Genomic DNA, 12,000 nt, shown 5'->3' on the forward strand with positions numbered 1-12,000 from the left:
CGGTCCCGGTCTGGCCGTGGTCGAGGAACGCGCACAAGGGGTGGTAGCCGAAGCCACGTTTGAACGTCGGGGCGGCCTGCTCCTTCTCTATGGACATTGATCAGGGTGGCGTCGAGGTCGATGACCAGCGGGTTCTTCGCACTGGCCCCTGTGGCTGGAGAGTGGTCGCCAGCAAGGGCCCAGGCCCGTTCACGCGCGGTCCGACGGGCTGTCGAGATCGCCTCGATCACGGCAGGTGTGTCCTCGGCGAGTGTAGTGAGCATGCGGGAGATCGTCGGCGTCGAGGCGACGTCGCCGAACAGGCCCGGTTCGCACCGCAGCAGGTCAGTGTCGCGGGCGACTTCCCCGCCCACCGCGAGCGTCATGGCAAGATCCAGCAGCACCTTCGAGGCGTGATGCTCGGCCAGCGGCTTCGTCCACGGCGTCAACGCTTCCCGCAGTGAACCGGCCAGGCCGGTGGCGTGGATCGTGTCGGTCAGCAGCACCGCGCCGGCGTGCGAGACCGCAGGGACCTCAGCGATGTCCACGCGCGGAAGAGGGTAGAAGAACAAGGTAGGGTGGGACACCTGAAAGGTGCTCCTTCCAGCGGATGAATGCGAGTCTCGACAACCCGTATTATCCCTGGCCAGGAGCGCCTTTCGCTATCTGGTCCACCCTCCAAGACTGCGCCCCCGTGAAATCTCGAGGCTAGAGGAGCTCTTTGAAGTTGCTGGAGTGCTCATGAACCAATTACTTCTTCTTTCCGAAACACCCGCGCGGTTGCCTCAGAGTAAATCCAGAGATAGGGGCGACTCCGCATGGTGCGCCGACGATCACGAGAAGGCACGAGGTAGCACTTATTTCCGCCTCGCCTTGGAAGCAATTGCGCTACCACCAATGCAAAGCACTCCAACCACAGTTAACGCGAGACCCAGAATGAAGCCTATACCCGCGCCTATGTTGGCTCCGCCACCGTCGGCCGATGTGACCATATTGAAAAGGCATGATACGAGTGCCAGGACGAGCCCGAAAATAAGAATTACCAAACCAGCGTTGGTCGCAGCCTTCATGCCCACCCCATTCAAGCAGGGTCTCCAGTACCCTCGTAGTGACTTCTACCAAATATGCGTACGGCGCGATAATAGGTGTTGGCTGCCCCCAAACATGCCGTCTCTTGCTGATTCCCGTCCGGGTATGCGGCATCACAGGCGGCCCTAAGGCCATAACGAAGTCGCTGGTCACAAAGCTTACGAGAAAGGTCCGAGGTGCTCGAGTAACAAATATCGCGCGAATCACATGTGGGCCGAAAATTCGCTGCCCCCCAACTGTCCGGCGAATAGCTGCACCCATTAGGGGGTGCGTAGGGGGTTATCTTGTGGTCGCTACCTTGAAGCGCAGATGTAGAATACTCCCATGCATCGATAATTGCATTACCAACGTAGCTATCTTTACTGCTGGCAGAGGACTCGGCCGTAGCGGGGGTGTCCGTAACAGTTAGATCCGAAAAATCGCTTGAGTTCCAGGTTGCTGTCAGTCCGTCGCGCGTATAACTGTGCTCGGTAGTTTCCGCGTCAGCCCGCGATGGCGCTAGCGCCAACATCAATACGATAATCGTTAACCACGCTAGCACACTCAAAGACAATCTTGTTCGGACCGCTATATCCATCACCCCTCCTCACGTTAGGCTTCACCTCCGCCACCTGCGGCGACTTGCGGGCCCAGGCGGGCAGGATCGCCGAGGCGAACCGACGTCGCTCCCCGGCCTCGTCGGTGCGCTTGTCGTTGACCCGCGGAGCACGGACCGGCACCGCGCCCGCCGCGGTGGTCACCTCGCGCGGTTCGTGGTGACCGTTGCGGACCACCAGCCGGTGGCCGTCGGCGTCGACCTCGTCGGCCGCGGCATCGACGTAGGCGGCGACCTCGGCCTGCAGCGCCGCCGCGAGCATCTGCCGCGCCCCGTCACGGGCAAGCGCGTCGAGCACCGACTCGCCGGACGGATTCGCCCCGTTCTGATTGGCCTCGTCGGAGTCGGGGACTATCTTGAGCATCGGGCGTACCTTCCCGAACCAGCGAGCCAACGCCGGTCCTTGATCAGAACTGCTTCGTCTAGAAGATCATCCTCGGGAAGGTGCGCCCCTTGCACGCCCCCTCGCCGGGAGTCATCCACAGGTTCTGATCATTCCTCCTCTTGGAGGGCGACTCCCTCGATGCGTGCTGACGCTTCGGGATCCTCCAGTCCCTCGATGACTACACCTCGGCCATCCGACGCAGGGGGCTGGATCTTGGGACGATGGTCTTTGCGCGCGAGCCTGAACCGACTGGGTGGCACGAGATCAACGCGGCTTTCGCGGCACTCGCGGACCACCTCTCAGGGCGTGATGGGTGGACTGCCCCGGAGTGGGTGAGGGACTCGGCGCGGGGGCGCGGGTGACGCCACCATGGTTCTCGGACGTGCCGGCGATCTTCCGAGACGAGGCGCAGCAGCAGAGCCCTCGCGCGTTCCGTGAGCGCGGAATCTTCATCACCGCCGCGTCACTGAACCGAGCATGAATCATCCGGTGGCAAGACGTTCCAGCGCAGATCGCGTCAGCTGCCTCTGAAGCGCGACCGCGTCTCCACCTCGCTGATCGATCCAGGCTGGAGCCGAGCATTCGTCAGGTCAGCTCCAGGCCTGTCTCCGTCGCGGCGGTACGCCTTGCGGCGCCGGACGGCCTCGTGCAGAGCTTCCGTTAGGGCTCGGGACCGTCCGAGCCAGCACTGAACCTGCCTGCTTAGCAACTGGCACATCTGGACCAGTTGCTAAACGACGCCCCGCAGAGGCCCGGCCCCTGCGCGATGAGCCCTGCAGCCGAGCTGCCCACACGAACTGCCGAAGCGGCAGCGCGAGTACTCCATCCAGACCAACGGCACGAGCTCCAGAGAGGACCGACCAGAAGCCAGACAGAGCACGAAGCATCAGCTCAACACCCCCGAGATAGATCCCGCCGAAAACATCCTCAGTACGCCCACAAGCAGAGACACGATCCCCAGCATCAGGCACGCCCCCAGAACGCAGAAGCTCAGAAGTAACAGGACGACGGACCTCTGGCACCAATGCGTCCCCGGAGGGACAACGTAGTACCCCCGTGTAGGGTGTTAGCGGGCGTGCTCGAGGAGGTAGAGATGGGTCGACAAGGCCGCGTGAGATGCCCTGTGTGCGGCGGGCAGTTCACTGCCGGGCGCCGTACCTACTGTTCCGATCAGTGCCGCAAGCGCGCACAGATGCGCCGCTACCGCGCCCGCCAGGCGGGGCGGCTTCCCGCCGCCTCGCGCACCCCACAGGCCCCCGTCGCGGTGCCCCGGCCACAGCGCTGGGTCGACGGCCTGCCCGAGGACCTGCAAGCAGCCCGCGGCCGGCCCATGACGCATGAAGAGCTGCACGACGAGCTCTACGACTTAGCCGAGATCTCAGCCCAGATCGCAGGCCTCTCGCGTCAGATGAGAGACCGCATCGAACGTCTCCAACGTGACGAGCTCTGGACACAGGACCCAGGCTTCACGAGCCTGGACCAGGCGCTGGGGCACGCACTCTTCCTCGCGGCGTCCGAGGCGCCCCCACTGCTCGAGGCCATCACGGCGGTCACCGGCACCACACCGAAGCCCTCCCCGTACGGCAGCTGAAGCGCCATGGTCGGTGACGTGGTCGACCGGCAGAGTTCAGCTCTGATCCCAGAGATCGACCTGGATTCGTCGTTCGGGATCCAGGCCTCGCAGCCCCTCGACGGCGAGGCGCTGAGCCTCCTCCCCATCTACTAGACGGATCCCCTGTGGATGCTCCTGAGTACGCTCCGCTCCAATGCCGCGAACTCGGAAGAGATGCGGCGGGAGCTGCTCGAGCCACTCCGCGATTGCCTGCGCCGGCCCCACATACGTCAGGGGGTAACCGCTCCAGTTCGTCTGCTCGAGGATGCCGCCCTCGACCAGGGCATCGAGCCCCCGGACATCCAAGAGCGTGCCGATCGGAGGCAGCCGCTCCCCCGTCTCCGGGTCCGTCGTGTACCCCGTGAATGCCAACATGGACACCGCCCTTCCGTGACAGATACCTCCAGCATGCAGCACCACTCGGCAGCAGGGCTGCAGCGGACCGGCGTAGCTGATCTGGCTTGCCTGCTGGGTGGACCGGAAGGATGTGTATAGGGCGTTCCCTGCTTTGCAGGGCGCGACACGCCGCCTGGTTCTGTTCCAGGAACGTTGGTCTCCGTGTAACGTGATCCGCATGGCACAGAAGCGAAGTGGAGGTCGTCCGAGCAAGGGCGACCGTGCGGATATCAAGACCCGCATCCCGACCACCAGCCGCGACAAGCTGTACGAGTATGCGGAGCTGGTTGGAGAGTCAGTGACGGACCTTACCGCTGCCCAGCTCGTGCCGTGGATCGCCAGTCTGGACTTGGAGAAGGCGCGCCTAGGCGCAGCTCAAGAGAGCCTGGAGATAGATCGAAAGACCGCATAAAGACTTCACCCCCGCAACCTGTTGGCGCAGGTCCGGGGGTGGTGAAAGAAGTCTTGGGGGCCAGTTGGCGCTGGTGATCCCCGAGGTGAGATGAAAGGAGGTATCTCTACTTGGTACCCCCAGAGTACGGGGGGCGCGCCGCCGTAGGCAAGTACGGTGAGCCTGGCGTGTCTACCCCCCCCTATACGGCCCTCTCCCCCGAGGCCTCTTGGTCGCTCACCGCGTCCGTGATCGCTGGCCAGCCCCGCATGCGCCTGGGTAAGCCCCAGCGTGAGAACCGCGTCAGCTACCCCGCGAGGACCGAGCAAGCCCTCACCACTGATCTGCCGTCCAAGCCGGCCGCTGTCCGCCTCTACAGCGACGCCGGACAGTGCAACGTTCTCGCTCTCGACTTCGATGCGAAGGACCGCACTACCGAGCAGATCGCCGACGTCGCGTACGACGTCTTCCAGACCGAGGCGATGCTCGACCAGGCCGGTGCCTGGTTCCTCACGGACCACGCTCACGGTGGCTCCCACGTCTACGTCCTTCTCGAGCAGCCGCTGGCCTTCCTCGAAGCGCGTGAGCTCGTCGAGGCGATGGCCCAGCGCTGGGCGACGCTCGACCCCTCCCCCCACCAGTCGATCGCCCGAGGCTGCATCACCGTCCCCGGCAGCGTCCACAAGCTCGGCGGCCACCGCCAGCTCACTATCAGTGAACGCTCCCTGCGCGAGCGCGTTGACGGACTCCGCACACCTGCCCGCGCCGTCCGCCGGCTCCGCCTCACGTTCCGCGACGAGATCCGCCTCGTGCAGGCCAAGCGCGCCGCGACCGCCGCGGCCGAGCCCCACAGCACCCCCGTCGTCTACGAAGCCGGCGCCGGCCGCGTCATGGGCCAGAAGTACCTCTCCCTCGCCCTCGAGGGCGACTGGGCGGCCTACGGCTACGACAGCCCCTCAGAAGCCCGCTGGGCCGTCCTCTGGTCCGCCATGGCCACCGGCCTTAGCCGCGAGGACGTCGCCGCGCGCATGAGCGACGGACGCTGGCCCGGCCTCTGGGCACTCCACGCCCACCGCCCACACCCCTGGCGCTCCTTCGCCGGCGACTGGACCCGCATGGAGCCCCTGTTCAGAGCCAAGAACGAAGCGCAGGGGGACTCCGTCCATACATCTGACACAAGCGCCATCTCTCACACGGGGGAGCCCTCCGTCCGTGACACCCACGGCATGATCCGCACCTGGCGCAGCCTGCTCCACGAGGTGGAGACCCGAGAATTCCCCGGTGCCCACGGCTGGACCCGCCGCCTCCTCCTCCGCGCAATCGCCAAGCAGTCCCACGAGATCGGCTCCACCCTCACCGCGACCGGCATCCGCGGTCTCTCCCTCGCCACCGGGCTCAGCATCCAGACCGTCGCCACACTCCTCCGCGAGCTCTCCACCCAGGACGACCCCTGGATCACCCTCACCCTGCGCGCCCACGGCCGCGACGCCGCCGCCTACGAGCTCCGCATCCCCGACCGCCACGCAGCCACAGCCGAGACCGTGCGCTGGATCCGCGGGAAGGCCCACGCCCTCCGTCCCGTCTTTGAACGCCTCGGCGCGCCCGCAGCCCTCACCTACGAAGCCATCGAGCACGGCCATGGCTCCTCCCCCGCGACCATCCAGGCCCGCACCGGCCTCTCTCGCACCGCCGTCACCGACGCCCTCGCCACCCTCACCGGCTGGAACCTCATCGACGGCCACGCCGACGAGGGCTACTGGCTCACCAGCGACGACCGCGAGCTCGAGCGACTCGCCGAACGCTTCGGCGTCACCCACGCCCGCGCCACCAAGATCGCGGCCTACCGCGAACACCGCCGCATCTGGTGGGCCTACCTCGAGCGCCACCACATCGCCCTCCACGCCGACGACCTCGAAGCAGACCGCGAGATCCGAGCCCTCCTCGACGAAATGCGCCTCAACGACCTCGATCCACCCCCACCCAACGCCAGCAGGCCAGCACGCCAGCACACACTGGAAGGTGTCGCATGACCTCCACCCAAGCGAGGAGACACCGCGCCCACCTCGCACGCCGCCGACGAAGCATCCGAGTGCTGTGCGCTCTGTGGCGACCCGTCCGACTCACCACGCCGGGAGCTGTCCCGCGTAGCACCGCATGAGCGCTCGTCGGCGGGCTCTACAGCACCACGTGGCTCACAGCCACCATCGCCGCACTCATCCTGGCGCTCTACCCCGCACCCGGCCCCGTCGGCACCCAGGACGCGTGGACACTCTTCAACAGCCTCGTTCCCGCCCTTGCCCTCACCTTCGCAGGCCTCGCCATACTGCAGCTCCTCGCCAAGACCACCGACACCCCTCCATCCACCATCGGTGCCGGCATGCCAGCAGGCTGGCGCGGCAGCGTCGCCACCTTCCTCCTCGCGACGCTGATCTTCCAGATGCGGGGCGTCATCACCACCGCACTGGAAGCGGTCCCCGGACTGCCGGACCAGAACTCCTTCCCCTGGACTCCCCCGAGCAGCCCTGACGCCGCGGCCTTCTTCGTCTACGACAGCATGCTCAGCGGCGCCGTCGAAGAGATCATCGTCCTCGCCATCCCCGTGATCGCCCTGCGCGCCGCCGGCCACCGCTGGCCGACCATCCTCATCACCGCCGTCCTGCTTCGGACCGCGTTCCACGTCTACTACGGCGCGATCGCGATCCCCGGCCACCTCATCTGGGCGCTCGCCCTCGCACTGCTCTACATCGCGACCGCCCGCATCTGGCCCCTCTTCCTCGCCCACGCCATGAACAACGGCATCGCCTCGCTCTACTACGTCATTCACGAGAGGGACCCCAGCGCAGCCACCACCCTCCTCAGCGCATCACAAGGCGTCCTCACCCTCTGCGCCACAGCCGGCCTCCTCCTCGCGATCCTGCTCGGCAGCGCGCTCCTCGCCGCCCGACGACAGAACACAGGACGACCTGGCACGCCAGCACGCCAGCGTGACGACACCCCAGCGTGACGGCATGCCGTCTTGCCGGCACGCCGGCACGCCAGTAGCTTGCAGGCATGGACACTCGACACCCCACCGATCCAAGACCCCCGGTGACGGCCATCGCCGGAGGCGGACTCCCGCTCTGGCTCTCGCGACGAGGGGAGAAGTGATGACACCGCGAAAGACCGTCGCCGTCGTGAACCTCAAGGGGGGCGTCGGCAAGACCACGGCCGCCCTCCTCATCTCGACCCAGCTCGCCAATCTCGGGCACACCGTGACCGTGCTCGACATGGACACCCAGGGGTCCGCCACAGACTGGGCGCGAATCGCTGACGAGGACGGCGCCCCCCTGCCGTTCGAGGTTCGCCCCGCCAACCACGCCAGCCTCCGCAGCTACAAGCAGACCGCCGACTTCACCGTCATCGACACACCCCCCACCGACCCCAGCGTCGTGGACGCAGCCGTGAAGGTCGCCGACCTCATCATCGTCCCCACGCCGCCAGGCTTCATGGACACCGACCGCGCCTGGAGCACCGTCGAGGTGACCGCTTCCCAGGTCCCCACGTATGTGCTCCTGTCCCGCTTCGATGGCCGCACCAACGACGCCGCCGACTTCGCCTCGCTCCTCGATGAGCGAGGGGTCGGCCGGTTCGAAACCGTCATCCCAGCCAGCGTCTCCATCGGGCGACTGCGCGGCACCGTCCCCGACCCCAGCAAGTTCCGCTTCGACGACCTCACCACCGAGCTCCTGGAGGTGCTCTGACCATGGCCACCAAGCCCGCAGACCGGTTCGCCGCCCGCCCCCGGACCAACGCCCGTTCGACGGGAAGCGCCAAGGATGCCTTCATCGACCCGTCCTCGCTGGCAGCCGACGAGATGAGCAAGCTGACCATCCGCCTCCTGAAGTCGCTGCACAAGGACGTGAAGGCCGCCGCCCTCGCCGAGGACGTCAGCGTCCAGGAATGGATCCAGGACGCCATCAACCAGAAGCTCGCCAACAACCCGGCACGCTGACAACCCAGCATGCCAGCATGCTTGGGGAACATGCGGCCGCAACCGATTCGCATCAGCGCCACCGACTGAACCCCTCACCGCCCAAAGCTGACGTGCTGGCAAACCAGCAAACTGGCACCGTCTCTTCGGAGGAGGCTTCCTCATGGACCGCACGCCCCGCCTGCCGAACTGTGACAGCGCACCGCGCTGGATCAAGCCCCGTCGGTACAGTGACCTGAGTCTCTGTAACCGGCCTGGGGGATCCACGTGGCACACCTACCCGCGCATCAGTCCCGACCGAGTGATCGACGGAGACACGATCGACGTCACCGGGAGCGGGGGAGGAAAGCCGCAGCGGGTTCGCGTGCTCGGCATCAACACCCCCGAGGTCGCACACCAAGGCCAGTCGGCGCAGTGCGGGGGAGACGAAGCGTCCAAGCAGCTCGAGAAGCTGCTCCCGAAGGGCACCGAGGTCGAGCTCATCGGAGACTCCCGCTCTGACGACGAGGACCGATACGGCCGGCTCCTGCGCTACGTCGAGACCCCCAACGACAGCACCGACGTGGGTGCGCAGCTCATCGCAGACGGCTACGCCTACGCGTGGAAACCTGCCAGCGCCCCGCGCCCGGACCGCTGGGACGACTATGAAGCCGCCACCAATGAAGCCCAAGAGGCCCAAGGTGGCTCCTGGGAAACTTGCCCCGACTTCACTGCAAGCAAAGGAAGCCGATGAGAGCGTTCGGGAAACTGGTTCGTACAACAGCGCTTGCCGTCCGCATGTACTTCACGACCCTTGTCACCACAGTCGGATCCGGTTTTGTAGGCGCCGTGTTCGGTGCCTACGTGACCGGACCCCCGCAAGGCCTCGCAGCCCTCATCGTCGCAGCCGTCGCGATCCTCCTGGTGCTGGGACTCATGGGGTATGCGCTCCTTGTCCCCGGTGTCAGCGATGGGGAACTGCGTCTGCGCCAGCAGGCAGCCGCATTCGGCCGCCACCTCAAGGAGTACAAGGACGGTCTCCCCTCCGACGAAGCGGAGTTGGCGGACCTGCGTAAAGCGACGCGAGCTCTCCGCGTCTGCGTCGCGGACAACCTGACGGAATCAGAGCACAACCTTCGCGCAGCGGAGCGTCGCACGCGCCAGCTCACGCTTCACCTCGAGGACATCCGTCAGTTCGAGGAGAGACTGAAGGAGCGCGGCTAGTGTCAACGCTGCCTGCGCCGCGGCCGGCGCGGTTGCGCGACATCCCTCGCGCCGCATGGATTCTCTCGCGAGCCTTCGCCTCCACTTCGTACCTCGGCGGACACATCCACGCGCAGGCGCTCGCCTCGATGTTTCATCGAGGCCAGGAGGCTCCGGAATACTCCCCGATGCGAGCGCTGCTCAATCGAAGATGCTCTCGGGTGGTGGGGTGAGCCAGACAATATCCGTGCCGGGCTTGTCGCCAGGGAACTCGACTGGGTGCGCGCTGCGGAATGCGACGAAGTACTGCGTTCCTTCGGGGGTCTCCGAGGACTTGTTGAACTCTTCCGCCCACCGCAGCACATCACGCACGTCGTCACTCTCGACGTCGTGCATCTGTACGTAGTTACCCGGGTGCGCGAAGGCGACTCGGAACTGGGTCGCCTCATCCTCGGCGACAGTGTCTCGCTCGTCGATCAATCGGTGCTTCATCAGGCCTCCCCGCCCCAGGCTAGCGGCCACCCAGACGCACACGTCAGCAGATGCCGCCGAGGAGCGTCTCGATGGGGCGGGTGGCGCTGCACGCGAGAAGATCGCTACGCCCCCTCTGCACAGAACGCGGGCCACCCACACCACACTCACCCTGGAGCTCCCCGTCTTCGATACAGAACCTCCATAAGGGCTACGGCCATTGGCGTCATACTTTCCGCATGACCCCTCCTCCATCGCTCGCCGGCCGTTTGATCGGGCCGATCGGGGCAGCAGCCGTGCTGGCATATGCGGTTTTCGCAGCAGTCCAGATCCAGGTACTCAACCCGCTCGCCACGATGCCCGGATATACCCTGCAAGAGATCCACGCCGCCGTCGTGCAGAGGGACTCCGCAGACACAATGGGCTGGGGCCTGATGAGTGTGGCACTCGCGATCGGGCCTGTGATCGCGTTGATCGTGGCGGCCCTCGGTGTGCGCGGCCGACTCCACGCCGGAACCGTATTGATGATCATGCTGGGACTGCTATCGCTGGGCTCTCCCGGCTACTTAGTAGCGTCCTTCCCGGCCGGAATGACACTGGCCGACACCTTTATGGTCGGCGGCGCGGACCATGCCCCCTGGGCGAGCATCCTGCACGCTGCTAGCACGCTGTCGATTCTGGCGCTGGCGGGACTCTCGATCGCCCGAGCAGTACGGACGCCAAGGGCGCCAAGGGGCTGACGCGCAGAGAGGTGCCACGCGCAGCGTCACGAGGTGCGTTCCGAATTGCTGCAGGACTTGTGGTGCAGCGTGTGAAACTGGCGTCAGGGGCTGCCGCAACGAAAGGTTACATCTGATCTGGCGTTAACGACTGTCGCTTTGGGGTATACTCAGTGTGACAGACCTGTCGCAAAAGTGCGTTCCTGGACCCTATTGGGAACCGTAAGCGACTGCTGAGTAACTGTCCTGGTGGGGCGCCCCAGTTTGGTGCACACCCGTCGATGCCGAAGCTGACAGGGATCTTCGTTCAGTCTCCCGACTCGCGCGGCTAGCTCGAGAAGTGACACTCTGTTCGTGTCCGCTGGGACCGCGAACACTTCGCGGCTCTCTCCCGATTCTCTGAAGGGCCCGATCATGAGCACCTTCACCCGCCGCGACATCATCCTCGCTCTGACCTCTGGCGCGGTCACCGCGGGCGCCGTCACCATCGCGCGAGACCCCACCTTCCTCGACTACTTGGGTCGTCACGCGAGGTACTTGGGTCGCGGCGGAGACCTGGACCGCCCGCGCGACTTCCGCTGGCTCCGCGAGCTGATCATTCCTCCGAACCGTGAGCTGCGCACAGTGGACGGCGTGATCGACGCCGAGACCATCGAAGTGAGCGACGGGCGCGGCAGTGTGTCGCGGGTGCGGTTGATCGGCATCTACGCCCCATTGGTTGGACAGCAGGCCGAGGAGCCCGAGTGCGGTGCACGCGAGGTCACCGCCTTCGTCGCCGAGCTGCTGCCGGTCGGCGCGACCGTCTACCTCGTCAGTGACAGCCTTGCGCAGGACAAGGATGAGCATGGCCGGCTCCTGCGCTACGTCGAGACCGAAGACGGTACCGACGTCGGCCACCTGCTTCTCTCCGAGGGCAATGGGACCAACTGGAACGCCAGGGCAGACCCGGCGTTTGACCGCTTCGAGGACTACAACCACGCCACAGTCATCGCACTCGACCACAACCGAGGATCCTGGGGCAACTGTGACGCAGAGGACTTCCCCTCGCAGAGGGCGAGCTGAGCACGACCTCGAGCTCTTCTTGCTAGATGTATGAGGTCATGAGGTTGTCGACACGTTCGTGTACTCGGGTGGCCTGAACGTTCATTCACGTTGTGGGCCCTACCCCCGGATCTTGGACACGGGGTGTGATTACGCAGCGGTCGGCAGCG

At 65.7% G+C, this 12,000-nt stretch carries 14 protein-coding genes and 1 pseudogene; 10 read left to right on the forward strand and 5 right to left on the reverse strand.

Annotation, left to right across the window (positions count from 1 at the left end; all coding sequences use genetic code 11):
* The 3 genes and pseudogenes from INT51_RS21570 to INT51_RS21580 form a co-directional block, all read right to left on the reverse strand.
* A partial coding sequence (locus INT51_RS21570; protein WP_304502286.1) for a transposase occupies positions 1-566 on the reverse strand: 566 nt, incomplete at its 3' end.
* A 494-nt stretch (positions 567-1,060) separates the two neighbouring features.
* Positions 1,061-1,645 (reverse strand): phospholipase A2, encoded by a 585-nt coding sequence (locus tag INT51_RS22885; protein ID WP_370540849.1) that lies wholly within the window; start codon positions 1,643-1,645, stop codon positions 1,061-1,063.
* 16 nt (positions 1,646-1,661) lie between these two features.
* Positions 1,662-2,027: pseudogene (locus INT51_RS21580) on the reverse strand (transposase); the annotation flags it as partial.
* Between the two features lie 1,213 nt (positions 2,028-3,240).
* Here INT51_RS21580 and INT51_RS21585 point away from each other — a divergent pair.
* On the forward strand, positions 3,241-3,639 hold the full coding sequence (locus tag INT51_RS21585) for a hypothetical protein (RefSeq protein WP_147271602.1): 399 nt from the start codon (positions 3,241-3,243) through the stop codon (positions 3,637-3,639).
* Positions 3,640-3,675: 36 nt separating this feature from the next.
* Here the strand turns inward: INT51_RS21585 and INT51_RS21590 are convergent, their stop codons facing one another.
* Positions 3,676-4,035 (reverse strand): hypothetical protein, encoded by a 360-nt coding sequence (locus INT51_RS21590; protein WP_147271603.1) that lies wholly within the window; start codon positions 4,033-4,035, stop codon positions 3,676-3,678.
* A gap of 199 nt (positions 4,036-4,234) precedes the next feature.
* On the opposite strand from INT51_RS21590, the gene INT51_RS21595 reads away from it, so the two are divergent.
* The 7 genes from INT51_RS21595 to INT51_RS21625 all read left to right on the forward strand — a co-directional run bounded on the left by INT51_RS21595 (position 4,235) and on the right by INT51_RS21625 (position 9,620).
* Positions 4,235-4,468, forward strand: coding sequence for a hypothetical protein (locus tag INT51_RS21595; RefSeq protein ID WP_114306458.1), 234 nt, complete (start codon positions 4,235-4,237; stop codon positions 4,466-4,468).
* A 167-nt stretch (positions 4,469-4,635) separates the two neighbouring features.
* On the forward strand, positions 4,636-6,477 hold the full coding sequence (locus tag INT51_RS21600) for a hypothetical protein (protein WP_147271604.1): 1,842 nt from the start codon (positions 4,636-4,638) through the stop codon (positions 6,475-6,477).
* Between the two features lie 347 nt (positions 6,478-6,824).
* A complete protein-coding gene (locus INT51_RS21605; protein ID WP_114328193.1) occupies positions 6,825-7,451 on the forward strand; it encodes a type II CAAX prenyl endopeptidase Rce1 family protein in 627 nt (208 codons plus the stop codon).
* 142 nt (positions 7,452-7,593) lie between these two features.
* A complete protein-coding gene (locus INT51_RS21610) occupies positions 7,594-8,187 on the forward strand; it encodes a ParA family protein (protein WP_181869279.1) in 594 nt (197 codons plus the stop codon).
* 2 nt (positions 8,188-8,189) lie between these two features.
* Positions 8,190-8,438, forward strand: a complete 249-nt coding sequence (locus tag INT51_RS21615; RefSeq protein WP_114328197.1) for a toxin-antitoxin system HicB family antitoxin — start codon at positions 8,190-8,192, stop codon at positions 8,436-8,438.
* Between the two features lie 280 nt (positions 8,439-8,718).
* On the forward strand, positions 8,719-9,150 hold the full coding sequence (locus INT51_RS21620) for a thermonuclease family protein (protein ID WP_193107460.1): 432 nt from the start codon (positions 8,719-8,721) through the stop codon (positions 9,148-9,150).
* Between the two features lie 110 nt (positions 9,151-9,260).
* Entirely contained in the window at positions 9,261-9,620 is a 360-nt protein-coding gene (locus tag INT51_RS21625) for a hypothetical protein (RefSeq protein WP_193107461.1), read from the forward strand.
* Positions 9,621-9,800: 180 nt separating this feature from the next.
* Here the strand turns inward: INT51_RS21625 and INT51_RS21630 are convergent, their stop codons facing one another.
* The gene (locus tag INT51_RS21630; protein WP_114328203.1) at positions 9,801-10,091 is read right to left on the reverse strand and encodes a hypothetical protein; all 291 of its coding nucleotides are present in this window, start codon (positions 10,089-10,091) and stop codon (positions 9,801-9,803) included.
* Positions 10,092-10,309: 218 nt separating this feature from the next.
* Here INT51_RS21630 and INT51_RS21635 point away from each other — a divergent pair, with 218 nt between their 5' ends.
* Positions 10,310-10,810 (forward strand): hypothetical protein, encoded by a 501-nt coding sequence (locus INT51_RS21635; protein WP_147271606.1) that lies wholly within the window; start codon positions 10,310-10,312, stop codon positions 10,808-10,810.
* A 393-nt stretch (positions 10,811-11,203) separates the two neighbouring features.
* Positions 11,204-11,851 carry a thermonuclease family protein gene (locus INT51_RS21640; RefSeq protein WP_193107462.1) on the forward strand — a complete coding sequence of 216 codons (648 nt, stop codon included), beginning with the start codon at positions 11,204-11,206 and terminating at the stop codon, positions 11,849-11,851.
* The last annotated feature ends 149 nt before the right edge of the window (positions 11,852-12,000 follow it).

The organism is Brachybacterium sp. FME24, from assembly GCF_014897705.1.
Taxonomy (GTDB): Bacteria; Actinomycetota; Actinomycetes; order Actinomycetales; family Dermabacteraceae; genus Brachybacterium.

What these genes read in the sequence shown, in the direction of transcription:
- INT51_RS22885 (WP_370540849.1), bottom strand. Translation starts at nt 1,645, where the DNA reads ATGGATATAGCGGTCCGAACAAGATTGTCTTTGAGTGTGCTAGCGTGG.
- INT51_RS21585 (WP_147271602.1), top strand. Translation starts at nt 3,241, where the DNA reads ATGCGCCGCTACCGCGCCCGCCAGGCGGGGCGGCTTCCCGCCGCCTCG.
- INT51_RS21590 (WP_147271603.1), bottom strand. Translation starts at nt 4,035, where the DNA reads ATGTTGGCATTCACGGGGTACACGACGGACCCGGAGACGGGGGAGCGG.
- INT51_RS21595 (WP_114306458.1), top strand. Translation starts at nt 4,235, where the DNA reads ATGGCACAGAAGCGAAGTGGAGGTCGTCCGAGCAAGGGCGACCGTGCG.
- INT51_RS21605 (WP_114328193.1), top strand. Translation starts at nt 6,825, where the DNA reads ATGCCAGCAGGCTGGCGCGGCAGCGTCGCCACCTTCCTCCTCGCGACG.
- INT51_RS21610 (WP_181869279.1), top strand. Translation starts at nt 7,594, where the DNA reads ATGACACCGCGAAAGACCGTCGCCGTCGTGAACCTCAAGGGGGGCGTC.
- INT51_RS21615 (WP_114328197.1), top strand. Translation starts at nt 8,190, where the DNA reads ATGGCCACCAAGCCCGCAGACCGGTTCGCCGCCCGCCCCCGGACCAAC.
- INT51_RS21630 (WP_114328203.1), bottom strand. Translation starts at nt 10,091, where the DNA reads ATGAAGCACCGATTGATCGACGAGCGAGACACTGTCGCCGAGGATGAG.
- INT51_RS21635 (WP_147271606.1), top strand. Translation starts at nt 10,310, where the DNA reads ATGACCCCTCCTCCATCGCTCGCCGGCCGTTTGATCGGGCCGATCGGG.
- INT51_RS21640 (WP_193107462.1), top strand. Translation starts at nt 11,204, where the DNA reads ATGAGCACCTTCACCCGCCGCGACATCATCCTCGCTCTGACCTCTGGC.